General features: G+C 42.1%; 11 protein-coding genes. 6 read left to right on the top strand and 5 right to left on the bottom strand.

Annotated features, from left to right (window positions below; all coding sequences use genetic code 11):
* Positions 1–99: 99 nt before the first annotated feature.
* Positions 100–3,786: a DUF6383 domain-containing protein gene (locus HMPREF1212_RS26900; protein WP_157316940.1), complete on the bottom strand. Its 3,687-nt coding sequence runs from the start codon at positions 3,784–3,786 to the stop codon at positions 100–102.
* A gap of 712 nt (positions 3,787–4,498) precedes the next feature.
* Here HMPREF1212_RS26900 and HMPREF1212_RS01485 point away from each other — a divergent pair.
* From HMPREF1212_RS01485 to HMPREF1212_RS01455, 6 genes are all read left to right on the top strand, one after another.
* Entirely contained in the window at positions 4,499–5,350 is an 852-nt protein-coding gene (locus tag HMPREF1212_RS01485) for an Rpn family recombination-promoting nuclease/putative transposase (RefSeq protein ID WP_046148180.1), read from the top strand.
* A gap of 1,042 nt (positions 5,351–6,392) precedes the next feature.
* On the top strand, positions 6,393–7,613 hold the full coding sequence (locus HMPREF1212_RS01475) for a FecR family protein (RefSeq protein WP_046148178.1): 1,221 nt from the start codon (positions 6,393–6,395) through the stop codon (positions 7,611–7,613).
* Between the two features lie 109 nt (positions 7,614–7,722).
* A complete protein-coding gene (locus HMPREF1212_RS01470; RefSeq protein WP_046148177.1) occupies positions 7,723–11,025 on the top strand; it encodes a TonB-dependent receptor in 3,303 nt (1,100 codons plus the stop codon).
* A 23-nt stretch (positions 11,026–11,048) separates the two neighbouring features.
* Positions 11,049–12,629: a RagB/SusD family nutrient uptake outer membrane protein gene (locus HMPREF1212_RS01465; RefSeq protein ID WP_046148176.1), complete on the top strand. Its 1,581-nt coding sequence runs from the start codon at positions 11,049–11,051 to the stop codon at positions 12,627–12,629.
* Between the two features lie 220 nt (positions 12,630–12,849).
* Positions 12,850–16,086, top strand: a complete 3,237-nt coding sequence (locus tag HMPREF1212_RS01460; protein ID WP_232430034.1) for a DUF5107 domain-containing protein — start codon at positions 12,850–12,852, stop codon at positions 16,084–16,086.
* 155 nt (positions 16,087–16,241) lie between these two features.
* Positions 16,242–16,805: an RNA polymerase sigma-70 factor gene (locus tag HMPREF1212_RS01455; RefSeq protein WP_046150190.1), complete on the top strand. Its 564-nt coding sequence runs from the start codon at positions 16,242–16,244 to the stop codon at positions 16,803–16,805.
* Here the strand turns inward: HMPREF1212_RS01455 and HMPREF1212_RS01450 are convergent.
* From HMPREF1212_RS01450 to sufC, 4 genes are all read right to left on the bottom strand, one after another.
* Complete coding sequence (locus HMPREF1212_RS01450; protein WP_046148174.1) at positions 16,802–17,260, bottom strand: GNAT family N-acetyltransferase; 459 nt, start codon at positions 17,258–17,260, stop codon at positions 16,802–16,804. The two genes, HMPREF1212_RS01455 and HMPREF1212_RS01450, sit on opposite strands and share 4 nt — an antisense overlap.
* A 1-nt stretch (position 17,261) precedes the next feature.
* The gene (locus HMPREF1212_RS01445; protein ID WP_028729840.1) at positions 17,262–17,642 is read right to left on the bottom strand and encodes a VOC family protein; all 381 of its coding nucleotides are present in this window, start codon (positions 17,640–17,642) and stop codon (positions 17,262–17,264) included.
* Positions 17,643–17,736: 94 nt separating this feature from the next.
* Positions 17,737–19,089, bottom strand: coding sequence for a Fe-S cluster assembly protein SufD (sufD, locus tag HMPREF1212_RS01440; RefSeq protein ID WP_082099805.1), 1,353 nt, complete (start codon positions 19,087–19,089; stop codon positions 17,737–17,739).
* Complete coding sequence (gene sufC, locus HMPREF1212_RS01435; protein WP_028729842.1) at positions 19,082–19,837, bottom strand: Fe-S cluster assembly ATPase SufC; 756 nt, start codon at positions 19,835–19,837, stop codon at positions 19,082–19,084. The genes sufD and sufC overlap by 8 nt, the downstream gene beginning before the upstream one ends.
* Between the last annotated feature and the right edge of the window lie 115 nt (positions 19,838–19,952).

The raw sequence follows: 19,952 nt of genomic DNA, 5'->3' as shown, positions 1-19,952 counted from the left end.
CGCTTGTTCGCCCTCGCGGGGTAATTGGTTGGGGGCGGTTCGCGAACCGCCCTTTGCCGCGCAGTCTAATTTAAATTTATTGATTATAAAACGTTTCTATTATTTTACGATTGCTTTTACAGCAGCTTCACCTTCAACGGCTACTACTACGATACCTGCAGGTGCAGAGATTGTAGCGTTGTCGGAAGAAAGAATTGTGCTGGCAATTGTCTGACCAAGAAGGTTAGTGATAACTACTTTCTTACCCTGTGCGCCGTTGATAACAACTGCACCTTCTTTAGTAATTACCGATACTTCAGATGTAGATACACCTTCGTTGGCTGTCGGAGCACTGTGATCTGCTTCCAGATTGAATGTATCGCCGTTTTCGATTGCGTTTACAACAACTACGAAACCGTTCATCCATTTCAGGTAACCTAACTTATCTGCATTTCCATCAGGGCCGTCAGAGAACTTCTTGTAGAGTGTTTCAATCTTGAATGCATTCGTTTCGTGGTCGACGATACGGAAAGCAAACTTAGCCACATTGAAATCTTTGCTACCCATATAGATAGAGTCAGCCTTAGCAGGGATCAATACACCTTCACGCTGGATAACCAATGTATCGTTTGTATGGAAACCTTTCACGAAGCCTAATTTGGCGAAACCTTCTGTATTTACATACTTATTGTCGTGCAGGTGAGTCTTTTTGTATAATTCAGCTGAGTCAACCAGGTTCACCAGGAAGCGTCCGTAAGTTGTGTCGGCATGGAATTTTGCGTGTGAAGGAACTCCACAGTCGTCGTTAACTACCTTGCGGTCGATTTCTACGCCCAGCAGATACTGCCAGCGATTGTTAGTTCCACGGTTGTAGTAAGCTGTGTCTACATACATAGCCGGAGCCATCTTAGTAAATTCATGGATGTTTTCAAGACCCAGGAATTCGCCCTTTTCAAACAGGATAGAAGCGTCTGCACCTTCGCGGAAGATACGGATCGTGTCACCCATGCTACGTTTTACATATTCAGGAGCAGCAGTCTTTTCGATAACAGCCAGGTCGTTTTCAGACTTGTCGTACATGCCTGTTGCGTTTACATTACCCTGAGCTACAGAGAAACCACCATACAATTTGTTACTAGCCAAAGTATAATACTTATCAGCATCTTTTTCTGCATCATTTGTTGCAACAGCTACCAGGTTGTATTTGCCGTCAGCCATTTTCTTGATAGCGAAACGGTCGCCCTTAACATCAGCTGTAGGATCGCAGATATAAGCATCTTCAGTCGCGTTATATTTAACAGGTTCGCCGTTAGAAGCATTCGTAAATGTATAAGATACAGTCTTCAATGTATCGGATACGATATCCCAGTCAGCTCCGCCTTTCTTATCCTTGTTCCAGAAATACAGGTTGCTGATTACATAAACAGAGTCAGTTTGAGCATCGTCTGTCCGCTTGGCATCGAATGCTTTTACGTCCCAGGCAGTAGCGTTCTTGATATCTTTTTCGAGACCGATCAGGTGCTTGTTTTCATGATTTTCAGACATATAAGCGGCAGCGCCTAATACGTTAGAATAGAATCCTAATGTATATTGTTCGTCGCGCAGCTGTTCGTTTGTCCATGCTTCGTAACCATCGGTAGCAGCGTGTTTTTCAACAACTTTGATCTGATACAGTTTGTCACCGTTTTTATAAACATTGTCTTTGTCAGTTCCGTAAAGAACGCCTAAGTCTGTATATTTAGCAAGGCTTTCGCGGTTAGTCAGAACCAGTTTACCGTTAGCATCTACAGAAGCAGCCCATTGTCCTTCCGGCTGATCCATCTGAACAGCGCCTTTATCCAACAAAGCAGCAGCACCGTTAGAAGCAGTACCTAATACTTTTTCAATCTGATATTCTGCGTCTACGCGAGCTACGGTGTAGAACTTGCCTTTCTGAAGGAATGTTTTCAGGTTTACCAGGTCGGAACCACCCAAAGAAACATACGGCCAAATTTCTTTTGTAGCATCGATATCCTTAGATACTGTCAAATAGTTTTTACCTGCAATTGAACCTACATACATACGTCCTACTAAATTTCCGGCAGTAGCAGCATCGTACACTTCAATTACCAATTCTTCATTAGAAGCCTTGTCGTTTACCTGCGGATATTTGATTTCAAAGTAAGAATATTGTTTAGAAGCATCAACAGTCGTTACTTTTGAGAACTTCAAACCACGATTATTCAGGTTGTTACCATTCATATCAGTGTTAGTACCCCAAGCTTCTGTTTTACTCAATACGATATACTTACCGTCTGCGTCTGTCAATTGGAAACGATTTACATTTGCATTAACCGCTTTCAAGATACCTGCAAATGTATTGGCTCCTTCAATAGAAGTTGAACCATTCTCTTTTGCTGTTGAAACAGCCATAGAGAAACCGTTTGACATCATTGCGTTCAATTCTGCTGCAGTGTAATTTACGTTACCGGGAAGGTGAAGACCAAATTTCAAGGCAGCATCAACATCAGCGCCAGCAGAAGTTCCTACAGCATCAATATATCCTGCTGCTTTTGTTTTCAATACCATACCAGCGGTATAAGCAGGAACAGTTTCTGCAGTAAAACTAGAGACACCAGTTACTGTATAATAGTTATTAGTTGCTTTATTCAATAAAGTTACTATATCTGAACCGGCAATATTCTTTACTTCCACTTTCCACAAGTAGCTATTCGCCAATACAGTTGTAGGATCAACATTACCAGCAGCAAAAGTAGGAGAACCTGCAGTTCCATTATCAGACAAGCATTCGGTAGCACTAGTAGAAACATAATACCAACCGCCATTTACGAACTGACGTGCATCAATAGCTCCTGTATGAGTGGCAGTAATAACAGTCGGTGCTTTATAAAGCAATGCTTCAGGATAGCTCTTTGCTCCATCATAATCCGTCAATTCCAAACCAGCTGTTAATGCTTTAGTTCCATCAGCCATTGTCAAAGCAGCACCTTTTATTGCAGCATAATCTGTCCCATCAAATGCTAGTACTTTTGTAGTAGTTGATCCCATTTCCAAAGCACCATCGCCACTAGCAACATTCAAACATTTATATGTACCACTGCTTCTCAAAACAGAAGTAAACCCACCGTTACTTACCGTCCAACTGGCTCTTTGAATCAAGTTATAATCAGGCTTATCGAAATCAATAGATACCAATTCCAAAGTCTTTGTACCATCTACTGCTGATGTCGGTGCCAAATATTTATCTCCAATCTTAATAAATAAAGGCTGAGTAGCAACAGGAGCTGTAATCAATAAATCACCAGATTGATCGTAAGTTTCTGCATAAAAAGCAGCATTACCACCACTAACATTTGAAACAGTAGTTGTAATAGCTGCTGGTGCAAAGTCTCCAAATTTAATAGGATTTGATTCTGCTCCAATTGTAATTGAAGGAGTTCCTTCTGCATAAGTAATCTTTTGATTGTCTTCAGAGGCAGCTTTCGCAGTTAACGTAATAGTTCCACTCTCGCTATTCAAATACTTACCATCTGCAATTTTAATTACTATTTCGCTGTTTGTTTTATCAACAGTCCACATTGGTAGCGTTGAAAATTTAGTTGCATCTCCAACTATACCAATAACTCCAGTAGCATCATCATTCGATGTTAAAACGGCTTTCTGTGTTCCAACAGCCCAGCCACCATCCGCAATCACATACTGTTTACCGACCACCGGCTTGGTAACCTTCACCACCCCAGCCTCTGCAGTAAACGTAGCACCGGCTGCCAGGAAGACAGCCATAAGTGTAGAAAACTTTTTGTTCATAATCATTTAAAATTAATTGTTTATAAATTATAGTAAGAAAAACCAACAATTAATTTACGAAGGGGGAAACAACCCCCACGAATGATTATGAACGGGCACAAAAAAACGCGGGTGTTGTCTATTATCAACCTTTAGGTATCGGCAAACACCCGCACAATAATAATAGAACAACAGCCCGCGCCTTTACGATATAATATAATCTATCCATATAAAATGGTAGATACACTTATTCGTAATAAGCGCAAGCATTTACTGTCCATTATCCCCATTGTGCTTAAAATTTTGCCGATTTTAAAGGTAAGAATAATCTTCGTAAAATACTTACAATATGTAATTGAAACCGTTTATCGCGAGCCGCTGCCCGCTACGGAATCGTTGCAAAGGTAAAGAGGTTTTCCGAATCAGCAAGAAAAAACGCTCCTTATTTTCCGAAATAGGTGGATTATAGAACGAAACAACTCGATTTACGCAACATATCCCCCGGTTTGGGGGATAAAGAGAAATTACAAAACTGGTATCCAGTGCAGCACAGAGATCGCGTACAACCTCGACAATACTGTAATGAATCTGTTCCTTTAATGAAATATGAATGTTTCACATATTGACAACTTTGAATCAAAAATACGCTTTTCGATAACCGGAATAATAAAATAATACTTACATTTGTCGCGTTACCCGCTATTGGGTAATAGACCATTTAAACCATTAACATATGGAAAGATACGTGAATGTCATGCTCGATGCCGGCTTCAAGGCTGTCTTCGGGGTAAAGCAAGTAGCCATTGATTTTATCAATGCCGCCCTTCAGGGTGAACGCCAGGTGAAAGGCCTGACCTATCTCGATAAAGAAATCCAACCGGAAGTAGTAGAACAACGCACGGTGATCTTCGATCTCCTTTGCGAAGATGTGGACGGGACGAAATTTGTCTTGGAAATGCAGAATTGCCCGCAACGTTATTTCTTTAACCGCGGATTATATTACCTTTGCCGAATGATTTCCCGTCAGGGAAAGAGCGGACGGGACTGGCAATACAGCCTTCTTCCCGTCTACGGTATCTACCTGTTGAACTTCAGCCTGCCTGAATTTCGTAGTTGGCGTACGGACGTAGTCCTGGCCGACGAGGCAACGGGTAAAACTTTTGGTGAGGTCAAACTGAAACAGATCTATCTGTCGTTCGACCTGTTCAATCTGACAAAAGAGGAATGCACGACACCTCTCGAAAACACGGTTTATATCTTGAAGAATATGAATTTATTTGATATGTCTCCGTTCAAGGAGAAAGAGGATGCTTTCAGGCGCTTGCTTGACGTGGCGAATCTTAATGCGATGACCGATCATGAGCGTGCCGTCTACGAGGAGAACCTGAAGGTTTACCGCGACTGGCATGCTACGATGGAATATGCGGTTGAAGAAGCTGAGGAGAAAGGTTTGAAAAAAGGAATGGAGAAAGGTAAAACTGAAGAGCAAAGACTGATTGCTACTAAATTTAAAAAGCAGGGAGTCAATATCGAAACGATTGCCCAATGTACCGGTCTGTCGGTGAAAGAGATTGACGAATTGTAATTAATGATTGCATAATATATTGAATCAGCCGGGTTGTATTAATACATAATACCCCGGCTGATTTTGTTTCACTTCCTGCCAGATTTAAATGTTTCAGTTCTTCCTATAATGGAACTAAACAATAAATTCAAAACAGTTTCATAATCCTTGGTTTTCTTATTTTATAATATTATCTACAATATCTACCACTATATCCTATATGCTTTATAAATAAGGGTGTTTGATATATGTTGTAGATGGTATTGTATCTACAATTATTGCCCGACATCTACCACTCAATATACTATTGTTGCTTTTTAGCAGATGGGTAGGCAGGGATGGGGAAAAAGTTTCTACCGGAGGAAACTAAAGTTTTATCCGATAGAAACTAAAGTTTTGTACTGAGAAAACTTTAGCTTAGACGGCAGAAAACTAAATGAATCATGCCGGGCACCGGATAACGGATAGGGAAGTAATTGTGATAACTGACAAATGAAAGAAGATTATATTAGGTGATTGCAAAGTCTAAAATAGTGGTAGATACATGCTTGATATTGTAGATACAATATTATCTACAACCACGATTTAATATATTGATATACAAATTCATACATCATTAGTTGCAGATATTGTAGATAATTCACAATTGATCCCTTCGAGTCTACAATATCGCTAAATGACTCACCTTTTGCCAGTTTTGAATGTTTCAGTGTCGTCGCTTGTCCTGAAAGGACTAACTGTGAATAGCCCCCGGTGAAGCCGGGGTTGGTAATGTTATCCATCCGGTGATCCCCGAAGGGGGTCAACATGTTCGTGTTATTCGCCCCTTTCAGGGACGTACCATCCGGCGGATATCGGATCCCCCCGGCTTCACCGGGGGCTATTCACAATTGAACCCTTCGGGTCCACACCGTCGCTTAATGACTCACATTCCTAGCTTCAAGACTCAAAACTTTCTATAATGCAGCCAAATAATAAATTCAAAACAATTTCTAAAAATTTCTTTTTTTAAGTGAGTATAAAAAAAGAACTACTGTATCCTTATTGTAAAAGCACCCCTGAAATGAATAAGGATTATACAAAATATAAAGCCCATCAGTTGTTGAATGATGATTATTTCCTGAAATCGGTATTGCATCCGACTGCTCAGGACCATCAATTCTGGCAACAACTTCAGGACGAAAACGAATCCTTTAGACAGGAGATGCAGATTGCACACTCTTTCCTGAAAAATATAAGAACATCTACAGAAACTCCTTTTTTACCGGAAGGAGAGCAAAAAGAGCTCTGGAAACGTATTCAGACAGCGAATAATCAGTATGACTTAAAGAAACGCCGGAGCAGTTTCCTGAAAATAACAGCAGTGGCAGCCGTGTCTTTACTGGCTATACTTACTTATGGATGGTATAGCATATATTCCAATAAATCCGAAATTAATTATGAAGCGATTATCGAATCGATACCCTCAACGGATGATCCTTCGGAAAATGTTCAATTAATCCTTTCGGAAAATAAAAAGCTCTCGATTGAAGGAAAAGAGACTCAACTCGAATATAATGAAGAAGGAAGTATTAGCGTTAACTCACAAGATATAGAGGTTGGGAAAGAAAAAGAAAAACAAAAAGAGAAAGAAGTTCAATCTTTCAATCAATTGATTGTCCCCATCGGTAAACGTTCCTTTGTCACTTTCGCAGATGGTAGTAAATTATGGGTAAATTCCGGTTCGAAAGTTATTTATCCGAATAAATTCTCAGATCATAGCCGGGAGATCTTCGTTGAAGGTGAAATTTATCTGGATGTGGTTCATGACGAAAAACGACCGTTTATCGTAAAGACAAAAAAGATGGAAATCAGAGACCTCGGGACGCAGTTCAATGTCTCTGCCTATGAAAACGAATCCAACAGTAATGTCGTACTGGTAGAAGGGAAAGTGGAAGTACAGGTAAAAGGCCGCAAGAAAAACACTATCAGTCCGAACCAGTTGTTCACGTACAACAATTCTAATGACAAGATTTATACTTCAACTGTTAATACCCAGGACTATGTTGCCTGGAAAGATGGCTATTACCAGTTCAGGCACCAAAAGATGAATATTGTACTCGAAAAACTTTGTAAGTACTATGGGGTTAAAATCCACTGGGACGATAAAGTTAGTGAACTAACTTGTAGCGGTAAGCTGGATCTGAAAGATGATTTGGACAAGGTATTCAATGCACTCCGGAATGCTGCTCCGATTGAAATAGAGCAAACAAATGAATCTATAAACATCATTGTTAAACCTTAAAATTCAGATTAATATGGGACCTTAAATTAAACTGGGTAAAAGTCTAGGACTTACCCATTATCAAATCACTAGTATTAAACCGTATTATAAACTTAAATCGTTACAGAATATGAATAAGAAAACCAGGTTTAGTCAAGGGAAAACCAAACAAAAAAGACTAATACGCGCCATGAAGATTTTTTTACTTTTCGCGTTTTTAACCGTTGGATCATGCTTTGCCTCAGAAACATATTCTCAGGAAGCATCATTCTCTATCAACTACAATAATAAGACAGTTAAAGAAGTTATTAATGAAATAGAAAATAGCAGTGAGTTTATTTTCTTTTATCTCGACAAATCGATCGACTTGAACCGCAAAGTATCTATCAATGTTGAAAACAAAAAGATAGATACGATACTCGACCAATTATTTTCCGGCACGGAAAATAATTATTCTATATCTGACCGTCAGATAATCATTTCAAAGAAAGAAGCACCTGTAAACACTGAAACAAATCAGAAAGACACTCGTACAATTTCAGGTACCATAAGGGATAACATGGGACCGGTAACCGGAGCGAATATCCTTGTCAAAGGAACCACAAACGGAACAATTACTGATTTAGATGGAAAATTCACGTTGGAAAATGTTCCGGCAAATGCTATTCTGCAAGTGTCGTACATCGGTTATCTGCCACAAGAAATCGAAATAAACAACCGGACATTGTTCAACATTGTATTAGAAGAAGACAATCAAGCTCTCGACGAGGTTGTAGTCGTTGGCTACGGTACAGTTCGTAAAGCAGACTTGGCCGGATCTGTATCCGTTTTGGATAGCAAATCATTTAAAGACCAACCGATCAAACAGGTCTCTGATGCATTGCAAGGACGAGTATCAGGTGTTCAGGTGCAGAACAGTGGTGTACCGGGCGGTACGGTTAAGATCCGTGTCCGCGGTTCCGGTTCTATCAACCGTAGCAATGATCCGTTGTATGTAATCGATGGCATTGTTCGTGAAAGTGGCCTGACAGGATTGAACCCGGAGGACATTCAGTCTATGCAGATTTTAAAAGATGCATCTTCTACGGCTATCTACGGTTCGCGTGGAGCCAACGGGGTTGTTTTGATTACGACAAAAACAGGTAAAGCCAACACACGACAGGTGATGTTCGATGCACAAATCGGTGTCGGCACAGTCGCTAAACGTTATGACACGCTGAATCCATATGAATTTGCTACATTATATAATACTTATAGAGCCAATACATTCTCTTCCGATCAATTGTCTGCTTTTCAAAATGGAACGGCAGGTACAGATTGGCAGGATGAGATTTATAAGACAGGTATTACGCAAGATTACAAACTGACATTCTCCGGAGGTAGCGATAAAATTCAATATTTAGTTTCCGGTAACTATGTAGGACAAGAAGGCGTCGTTATTGAGAATTCAAACAAACGTTATCAAGCTCGTGCCAATATCACCTCTCAAGTTCTGGATTGGTTGCATGTTACCGCTGATGTGAATGCATCTCATAATGTGAGAAAAAGTGGAGACTTCAATGCAGGAAAAGGTAATATCATTAATGTAGCAATGAACTATTCTCCAGTACTCGGTATTTTAAATGAAAATGGTACATATACCCGAGATCCATACAGTGCTTTGACCCAAAATAATCCGGTGGGAATATTGAGAGAACAAGTTGGAGAAACTCTTAACGATATTGTCAATGCCCGTATCGATTTAAAATTTGACATTCTTCCTGGATTAACATTTACAACTAGTAATGGTGTAGATTATAATGATCAGAAAGGATATTCATTCTCAACCAAAAAGGTTACTAACAGCAATAACGGTATGGGAAATAGCGATGCTTACCGGATGACGTTACAAACGACTAACAATTTGACTTATCAAAACAAATGGGGTGACCATGCTCTGACTGCAACAGCTGTTTACGAAGCGACTCAGTCTGAATATCGTTATATGGCATTAAACGGTACAGGTCTATTGACCGAAAGTGTTGGTTGGTGGAATGTTAATATGGCATCCAGCCGTACTTCAGACAACAGTTATTCTAAATGGGCATTGATGTCTGGTGTAGGCCGCGTGATGTATAACTATAAAGACCGCTACATGTTGACAGGGACAATCCGTGCCGACGGTTCTTCCAAATTCTTTGATGATAAGTGGGGTTGGTTCCCATCTATCGCTGCTGCCTGGTCTTTGAACAATGAAGATTTTATGGAAAATCAGAACATATTCCAGGATTTGAAAATTCGTGCCAGTTACGGTTTGATCGGTAGCCAGGCTATTAATCCATATGCGACGTTAGGATTGATGTCTAAAGCGATGTATGCATTCGGAGGTTCTTCTCAATACACTGGCTATTGGGTAGGAACAACAGTGGCTACTCCGAATCTGTCATGGGAAACAACACATCAATTCGACTTAGGCGTAGACTTTTCCGTGTTGAATCACCGTCTGAATATCTCATTTGATTATTTTGATAAGAGAACAAAAGACGGTTTGTTGCAACGCTCTATTCCGAATTATGATGGCGGTGGTTCTTATTGGGTAAATGCGGCTGAAGTAAGCAACCGAGGCATTGACTTTTCTATCAATGCAACAATCTTCGACACTCCTGATTTTAGCTGGAGTTCAACATTCAACGGCACTTATCTGAAAAATGAAGTAAAGGACTTAGGTGGATTGGACTTCGTTTCCGGAATTTCTCCAGCAGCAGGTATGATCCCGACAGATGGTGTGACTCGCGTAGAAGTGGGACAACCTATCGGTGCTTTCTACGGTTACAAATGGACTGGTCTGGATGCTGAAGGCAAAGATTCGTTTGAAGATATAAATAATGATAACATAATAGATAGCAGCGACCGTTCCTTCATAGGAAAATCCACTCCTGATTTTACATTAGGATGGAATAATACACTCCGTTGGAAAAATTGGGATTTAAATATGTTTTTTACAGGTTCGTTTGGAGCCGACCGCCTGAATTTGGTTCGCTTTACAGGAACTGCTATGACTGGAGATTTCGCATTCATCACGTTACGTGAATACTTAAATAACAACTATGATGTGAAGGGAGCTTCAGCCCGTTATCCCTCAGTTTCTGTTACAGGCAACGATTATCAGTCAGCCTCCGCTTCTACGAAGTTTCTGGAATCTGCAAACTATTTCCGTTTGGACAACCTAAGTTTATCTTATAACTTACCGAAAAAAGTTGCAAAATTCGCCGATCTTCGCTTTACATTCAGTTGCCAGAACTTGTTTACAATTACCAGCTATAAAGGAATGGATCCGGCAGGTATCTCTTTTGTAGATCCCAATAATGGTAGCGTCGATGTAAATGACGGTATTGATTTAGGAGCTTATCCGTTGACTCGTTCTTATACATTTGGTGTTCGCTTGAATTTCTAACCATTAAATAAAGATACAGTATTATGAAAACTAAATATATAGTATATGCTTTAGGTCTGGCTTTACTGTCAACCTCTTGTAGTGATTTCCTGGATGAAGATCCGAAGGGACAATTAACTCCCTCAACGTTCTTCTCTACTCAGGAAGAATTGGATATGGCTACTTATGCTTTATATAATAAGATATGTATGATCCAAACCAATACCAATCCTACTATTCCCAGTTGGCAAGGTGACGATTTAACTACTAATCCAGGCAGTAATAAACAAGCCTATGCAGAGGTTGATGCATTCCATCCGACCGATGCGAATAAAGGAATAGAAGCCGCCTGGCAAACCTCTTATACAGCTATCAAGGCTGCAAACTACATTATTTTAAATGCAGAAAAAACTCCAACAACAAAGGAAGAAGTCAACATTGCAATCGGTCAGGCAAAATACTGGCGTGCAGTCAATTACTTCTGGTTAGTACGTCGTTGGGGACCTATACCTTTGGTATTGGATAACGAAGTAAATTATGAACGCCCGCTGGCATCAGTTGAAGAGGTGTATACTCAAATCGTAAAAGATTTGCAAGATTGTATTGCAATACTTCCTACCGGTTACTCTGCAGCCCCACGCAAATACGAAGGTGCCAATGTGTACATTACAAAACAAGCATCTCAAGCCACTTTGGCCGCTGTTTATATGGCAATGGCAGGTTGGCCTCTGAAACAAACGCAATATTATGCTTCTGCTGCAGAACAGGCTAAGGCTGTTATCGATGGTGTAAACGCAGGTACGTATGAATATATTCTGGAACCGGAATATAAATATGTATACGCTCCGAGTCATAATTATACAAACGAAACGGTTGTAGGTATCAACTACTCCCGTGCATTTACATGGGTTGAAGACTCTCAGATGACAGATAGTAACCTGTTCGAATCACTCGGTGGTTGGGGTGATGGTTGGGGTGAAATTAAGTTCTGGAAAGAATTCCCGGCAGGCCCTCGTAAAGATGCGACCTATAATCCTAAAATCTTGAAAAAAAATACAGCAGGAAATGAATTACTGGATTGGTGGGATAAAGATATACCTGAACAACACCCGATGTTCTGTATCTTTACGATCGGTGAAGACGGAGGAGATTATGATTACACGAAACCTGCCAATACAGGTTGGATGACCAATGACCATCGTCACCGTTTGATCCGTTATTCAGAAGTGTTGCTATGGTATGCTGAAGCACAGGCTCGTGCAGATGGTACTCCTAATGCAATGGCTTATGAATGTTTGAATAAGGTACGGGAACGTGCCGGTTTGAAACCTGTATCCGGATTAAGCGGTTCTGCTTTTGCCGATACTGCATTTAAAGAACACGGTTGGGAAGTTGCAGGCTACTGGGTTGGTATGGTAACTCGCCGTGACGACCAGATGCGTATGGAATTGTTGGAGCAGACCTTCAACGAACGTAAAACCAATACTCCGGTTGAAGTTGCCCCCGGCGTTTCTATCGCAGAAACCGTATTGATCCCTTCTGCTACAACATGGCAAGGTGAAAAATCAATTTATTTACCTTATCCATCAACGGATAAACAGCAGAATTCAAACCTAACACGTTGAATTGCATTACAAATAAGGTATTAGTCAAATTTTTCTAAGGCTTAAGCCTTATTAAGAACTGTCCCGGGAGTGATCTCGGGGCAGTTTTACTCCTCACTCATGTTTTTAATTTCTTTTTTATGTGTACATTCTTAAACAATTAATTATAGCTACCATGAAATCTAAATTCTTACCACTTCTTTTATTGTGTACAAGTCCTCTTCTAGGACAGCAGGTTAACATGAAATCCATAACAGAAAAGATCCCAACCTACCAGATCGGTAGTCCGGAAATTGATCCGATCTTTTTTACCGGCCGTGTTTATCAGGGAGCTGAAGGATATATCTATCCCTATCCATTGTACGATGTATTGACAGAAAAAAAGACGGAACAGGAATATAACGTGCTCCGACTGGACAATCAATATGTCGACATCTCCATCCTTCCCGAAATCGGGGGACGCATCTTTGCGGCAGCCGATAAAACAAACAACTATCCTTTCTTTTACACACAAACCGGAGTAAAACCCGCCTTGATCGGTATGCTGGGAGCCTGGCTGTCAGGCGGTGTGGAATGGAATATACCCGACCATCACCGGGCCAGTAGCTATATGCCTATCAACTGGACAATGAAAGAAAACGAAGATGGAAGTAAGACGATCTGGGTAGGAGAAACAGAGTTACGTCACCGGTTGAAATGGTCGGTAGGCGTATCGGTATATCCCAATCGTTCATGGGTGGAAGCCAAGATCAAAGTGATCAATCCGACACCGATGATCCAGTCGATGTTATACTGGGCAAACGTATCCGTACATTGCAACGACCAGTATCAGGTTATATTCCCACCCGATGTACAATTCGGAGCTGATCATCATAAAGTATACTTCACCAACTGGCCGGAAGGAGAAACAACTGTTGGTGACGGAAAAACAGAAGACCTGTCCTGGTGGAAAAACTTCACGGGAAGCTCCCGTTCTATTTTTGCCTGGGGAAGTGAAATGTCTTTTCTTGCCGGTTATGATTATGGAAAAGATGCCGGCACCGTACATGTTGCCAACCGTCACGTTGTGCCCGGTAAGAAATTCTTCTTATGGGGTAATAACGCAAACGGCGAAATGTGGAATAAGATATTATCAGACAACGACGGGCATTACCTGGAGTTGATGGTGGGCGGCTATTCCGACAATCAACCCGATTATAGCTGGATAAATCCGGGCGAAATCCGTGAATTCAGCCAGATATGGTATCCCGTAAAAGGCATCAAAGGCGTTAAGAATGCCACCGATGATGCTGCAGTAAACTTTGAACCGACCGAAGGTAATAACTATCGTGTAGGTTATTGTGCAACTACCTTATACGAAAATGCCCGTGTCATCGTAAAATATAAAGACCGGTTATTAATGGATAAGCGGATCGATATCGATCCGGACAAGTATTTCCTTGATCAGGTATCCGTTCCGGATCTGTCGGATGCTTCGGCTCTCTATACAGCACTTTACGATGCGGAAGGAAACCTGTTGGTCGATTACCGTCCGGTCGTATTGGATGAGAAACCATTGCCGAAAGTCATCGATGGAACCCAGCCGGTCAAAGAATATAAAACGAACGAGGAACTTTACCTTGCCGGTCTGCGTGTCGATCAGTTCAATAACGCACGTTTGGATTACATGGACTTCTATAATGAAGCATTGTCACGCGATTCAATGGATGCACGTGTAAATATCGAAGTGGGAAAACATTATATCCGTCAGGGAAAATGGGAAAAAGCCGCGTTGCATCTAAACCGTGCACAAGCTCGCCTGTCGCATGACTATACCACTGTGAAAAATACAGAAGCTTTATACTATCTGGGATACCTCTATCAAATGACGGGAAATACAGCCAAGGCGATAGATGCTTATTGGGCTGCTACCTGGACTCCTGATTTCAAGCACCGGTCTTTCTACGAGTTAGCGGTATTGGCGGTAAAAGACAAGGATTATAAGCAGGCAATGGACATGATCACCCAATCTCTCTATGTAGGTGGCCGTGATCTCCAGGCGCTTACACTGAAAGCTTATATTCTCCGGATGCAGGGCAAAAAAGAGGAAGCGCAGGAAACAATCCGTTATATCCAGGGAATCGATCCGCTGGACTACTGGAGTGCAGCCGAAGCCAGCCTGGCAACTTCGCAAGGCGCGTCTTTCCTGAACACCGGAACAAATCATAATAGTAAAGGTATTATCGCTGTACAAGAATTATTGGAAGTTGTGTCCAACTACATGACGATAGGAGCTACCGAAGATGCTTTAACCTTGCTGAATGGAGCAATCGCTTTAGGTGAACCGTATGCTTCCTACCCATTGCTCTATTACTATAAAGCATACAATCTGTTGAAACAGAATAATCAGACTGAGGCCGTTGCCTGTCTGGATAAAGCCGGATCATTATCTCCGCTGAATAATTATCCCTTCCGTATAGAAGAGATCAACCTGTTCGAAACATTATTGAAAGAAAGTCCGGATAATTCATATCTCCATTATCATCTGGGCAATTTGCTTTACTATCTCGGACAAAAAGATACTGGCCTCAGCCATTGGATACGTTCAACGGAACTCGATCCGTCATTTGCGATTGCTTGCCGTAATGTCGGATTCGGCTATGGTTGTCTGAACGAGCTGGATAAATCCATGAAGTATTATGACATGGCTATCAAAGCAAATCCCAATGATCCTCTCCTGCTGACGGAATCGGATAAGATATACGAACAAGCCAACCAACCGGCCAATGTACGATTAAAACGATTGGAATCTTATCTTAAAACCGTGATGAAACATGATGATGCCGTTATGCGTCTGCTGGCATTGTACAATGCTTCCGGCCAATACGACAAAGCAATAAAAATACTCGACAACCGGCATTTCCATCTTTGGGAAGGCGGTGGACAGGTACACGATATCTACGTTGACTCTCACATGCTGAAAGGCATGAAACTTTTGAAAGGGAAACGCTACAAAGATGCGATCCGTGAGTTTGAACTGGCGAACCAATATCCTGTCAATCTTGAAGTCGCTCCTTCACCAAGAGGCGGATATGAAGCGAAAGTATATTATCTGTCAGGAGTTGCTTACGAAGCAATGAGTCAAGCGGATAAGGCCAAAGAATGTTTTGAAAAGTCAGCAAATACAGACTTTAGAAACCGATTGACCGATTTGAACTATTACAAAGTCAAATCCTTAAGAAAGCTGAGCAAAAACGAAGAGGCCAATGCCACACTTGCCGATATGCAAAAGAGCCTGGAACATATGCAGAAAAACCTGATGGACTCGTATGCCAAATTCGGAGAGGCCAACCAGAATGTACAACAAAGTAATATCTTGTATTATTCCGGTCTGGTACATCTGTTGCAAAACAATTCTTCCACTGCAAATGAAGAGTTTAAGCAAGCTGTCCAATTGTATCCGGGAAACATTTGGGCCAAGCTGATGATAGAAAAATAAATATTCTTTGATAAATAAAGGATCTTCCTAAATAAAAAGAACGATTTTCTAAAACAATAGAGGATCGTTCTTTTTTTATCTATATGTATTATGAAAACAAAGGGGGATTTATAACATTATTTTCATTATATTTACGAGCTATTACAAACCTTGGGATGGAGAATACAACAGACTTAAAAGCTTTTAATCAATTATTCACTGACTATCAAGGCAGATTTATCCGCTTTGCTAATACGTATGTCAGGGATATTGCCGTTGCCGAAGATTTTACGATCGAAGCATTGATGTATTATTGGGAAAACCGCCATTCGCTGGAAGAAAACTCAAATGTACCGGCCTATATTCTAACGATCATAAAAAATAAATGCCTCAACTACCTTCAGCACCTTCAGGTAAGAGAAGATGTAAACCAGCAATTATTAAATCATGCGGAATGGGAGTTAAACACCCGTATATCTACTCTTGAAGCATGTAATCCGGATGAATTATTTACGGCAGAAGCACAGGAGATTGTAAATAAAACCCTGGCCGGCTTACCGGAACAGACCAGGGTTGTTTTTGTTATGAGCCGTTATGAAAACAAATCTCATAAAGAAATTGCAGAGGCACTGGGCATAACCACTAAAGGGGTAGAGTATCATATCTCTAAAGCACTAAAAAAACTTCATACCAACCTAAAGGATTATTACCCGGTCTTCCTCTTCTTATTTCTTAATTAAATACTTAATTCTTTTTCCAGTATCAACCGATGGCGGCATTGTACGCCGTTCTCCCAAATCGGTTCCGGATAGTTCCGGACGAAGTAATCACGATCCAGTACTTTCAGGTCAAACCCTTCCTGCTGGTAAAGCATAAGGGGGCCCGGGGCGGAAGTGCCGGTACATACTTTCAGAGAAGAAAGGTGGTTTGCCACAGCCCACTCGTCGGATATATAGCGAAGCAGGCGACGTGCAATTCCTCTACGCTGAAAAGATTCATCTACCGCCAGGTTCATCAACTCGGCCATATCCTCGCTCTGCTTTTGTACGACGGCTACTCCGACAGGCTGTTGTTCAAAAACAGCGACGAAGCAATCCGATGTTTTCAGGTACTTATCGACAAATTCACGGCTGGGATCGGCCAATAAAAGCAGATCGTAAGGATAATCTGTCGTTTGTTTGATTTGTATTTCCATATCAGGCAATTATTTCTACAATATTTCCGTCGGGATCGGATATGGAACCTTCATAGAAACCGTCGCCCGTAGTACGCGGTTCCCCAAGGATGGTATATCCTTCTTTACGGAATAATTCTATCATACCATCGACATTCTCTTTCGAGCCGACCGAAAAGGCAAAATGCGCAAGGCCGATAAACAGCCCTTCCTTTTCCCCGGTTACATCCGTCCGCTGCATAATTTCCAGGGCGGCACCACCCTCAAAAGTCACAAAATAAGAGGCAAACCCTTTCTTCGGATTTACATACTTTTCGTTACTCTTACCGTTAAAATACTTCACATAGAACTCACGGGCACGTTCAAGTTCATTTGTCCAGATAGCAATATGAGTCAACTGCATAATATAATAATGATTTGGTGAACAGCAAAGATAAACAAAAAGCCCGGACAGACATAACATCCATCCGGGCCTTTATATAGATCAGAATAATATCTTATTTACAGATACGACAATCGGCACAACGTGCCAACTCGCCACGAAAACGTTTTTCCACCAGTTTATGCAAACGGTCTTTCAGTGCATCCAGGCGGACATAGTCAATTACATCGGAAGTAAAAGCAACGCTCAGCATCATCCGGGCCTCACTCAGAGGAATACCACGGCTTTGCATGTAGAACAGGGCATTCTCATCCAACTGTCCGGTAGTCATACCGTGCGAACATTTTACATCATCGGCGTAGATTTCCAACTGGGGCTTGCTGTACATACGGGCTTCGCGGGTGGCACACAGGTTACGGTTCGTCTGATAAGCCGCCGTTTTCTGTGCATCTTCCTTCACGAGGATACGGCCGCTGAAAACGCCCACTGCCTGGTCGTTCAGTACATTCTTGAACAGTTCGGTGCTGGTACAGTTAGGTACCGCATGTGTGATATGGCTATAGGTATCGACCTGTTGTTCACGGTCGGCTACCGACATACCGCAGAGGGTAGTTTCGGCATACTCACCGTTCAGCTCGATATAATAGTTGTTGCGGGTCAGTCCGTTATTCAGCGTAATACCGTTCACCAGGACGTTGCTGGATGCTTCCTGCTTCACATGAACAGATGTGAAACGGGTGGTAGATATGCTGCTCTCTTCCAGGTCGTAATAATCGAAATAGGAACCTTCACCGGCAAATATCTCTACTACTTGCGTGGCCAGGAACTTCACATCATCGATACTATGGTCGCAGATCAGCAAGCGGGCTTCCGAGCGCGGCTCCATGATGACAAGGATACGGCGGTTAGCCATTGCATCCACGTCACTGCGGAATATATTGATCAACTGGATGGGACGTTCCACGGCAACGCCTTCCGGCACATACAACACGAAACCATCCTGTGCCAGCATGGTATTCAAAGCGATGATACCGTCGTGGCTGCTTTTAGCCGCTTTTCCGTAATAACGGGCGGCCACTTCAGGATACTTTTCGGCAAATGCTTTCAGGCCGCCTGCATATACACCTTCCGGCAGATGAGCTTTCGGCATCATCTTATCGTAGAAAGTGTCGTTAATCACGAAATAGAGCGAAGTGCTGAGGTTCGGGACATCACAACGGAACACGTCGTACGGGTTCACCGGGATGGCCAGGCGGTTTATATTCACTCCGTAATCGGGAGCAAAAGCCTGCGCTACATCCGTATATTTATAATCTTCACTTTTCACCGAAGGAAAGCCCAGGCGATCAAAATCGGCCAGCGCCTCTGCACGCGGAGCATTCATCACCGCTGCACTATGCCGGCACACCAGGTCTTCATAGCGGGTAAAAAGATCGATATATTGTTGTTCGGCTCTCATCTCACTCATCCCCCATCTCTTTCTTAATCCAGTCGTACCCTTTTTCTTCCAGCTCAAGAGCCAGTTCCGGGCCGGCGGTCTTTACGATACGGCCTTTGTAAAGTACGTGTACCACATCCGGTTTGATATAATCGAGCAAACGCTGGTAGTGGGTGATCACGATCGCTGCATTCTCCGGCGTACGCAGTTGATTTACACCGTTTGCCACGATACGGAGTGCGTCGATGTCCAGGCCGCTGTCCGTTTCATCGAGGATAGCCAGTTTCGGTTCGAGCATGGCCATCTGGAATATTTCGTTCCGCTTCTTTTCACCACCGGAGAAACCTTCGTTCACACTACGGCTGGCCAGTTTGTTGTCCAGTTCGACGATGGCACGCTTTTCACGCATCAGTTTCAGGAAATCGGTGGCAGAAACAGGTTCAAGCCCATTATATTTGCGATGCTCGTTCAGGGCGGCACGCATAAAGTTCACCATGCTTACCCCCGGTATTTCAACCGGATACTGGAAGCTGAGGAAGATACCTTCGCGGCTGCGGTCTTCCGGTTCGAGTTCCAACAGGTTCTTTCCGTTGAAAGTAACTTCACCCTGAGTAACTTCAAAAGCCGGATTACCTACCAATACACTGCTAAGGGTACTCTTTCCCGAACCGTTCGGCCCCATGATAGCATGTATCTCACCTGCTTTCACAGAAAGGTCGATGCCTTTCAATATCTCTTTGCCATTCACGTTGGCATGTAAGTTCTTTATCTCTAACATACTCATTATCAATTATCTATTAATCATCTCTCATAAACAGAAAAACAATCTTCCGAAAGGTGCGGCAGGTACCCTCGGAGGGATGCCGCAACTCTTCTCAACAAGGTGCAACAGG

It is taken from the genome of Parabacteroides sp. HGS0025 (assembly GCF_000969845.1).
GTDB classification, from domain to species: domain Bacteria; phylum Bacteroidota; class Bacteroidia; order Bacteroidales; family Tannerellaceae; genus Parabacteroides; species Parabacteroides gordonii.
This window is presented reverse-complemented; position numbering and strand designations above follow the sequence as displayed.

Coding starts and splice junctions, on each gene's coding strand:
- sufD (WP_082099805.1), bottom strand. CDS start 19,089: ATGAGTGAGATGAGAGCCGAACAACAATATATCGATCTTTTTACCCGC.
- HMPREF1212_RS01470 (WP_046148177.1), top strand. CDS start 7,723: ATGAATAAGAAAACCAGGTTTAGTCAAGGGAAAACCAAACAAAAAAGA.
- HMPREF1212_RS26900 (WP_157316940.1), bottom strand. CDS start 3,786: ATGAACAAAAAGTTTTCTACACTTATGGCTGTCTTCCTGGCAGCCGGT.
- HMPREF1212_RS01455 (WP_046150190.1), top strand. CDS start 16,242: ATGGAGAATACAACAGACTTAAAAGCTTTTAATCAATTATTCACTGAC.
- HMPREF1212_RS01450 (WP_046148174.1), bottom strand. CDS start 17,260: ATGGAAATACAAATCAAACAAACGACAGATTATCCTTACGATCTGCTT.
- HMPREF1212_RS01475 (WP_046148178.1), top strand. CDS start 6,393: ATGAATAAGGATTATACAAAATATAAAGCCCATCAGTTGTTGAATGAT.
- HMPREF1212_RS01485 (WP_046148180.1), top strand. CDS start 4,499: ATGGAAAGATACGTGAATGTCATGCTCGATGCCGGCTTCAAGGCTGTC.
- HMPREF1212_RS01465 (WP_046148176.1), top strand. CDS start 11,049: ATGAAAACTAAATATATAGTATATGCTTTAGGTCTGGCTTTACTGTCA.
- HMPREF1212_RS01460 (WP_232430034.1), top strand. CDS start 12,850: ATGAAATCCATAACAGAAAAGATCCCAACCTACCAGATCGGTAGTCCG.
- HMPREF1212_RS01445 (WP_028729840.1), bottom strand. CDS start 17,642: ATGCAGTTGACTCATATTGCTATCTGGACAAATGAACTTGAACGTGCC.
- sufC (WP_028729842.1), bottom strand. CDS start 19,837: ATGTTAGAGATAAAGAACTTACATGCCAACGTGAATGGCAAAGAGATA.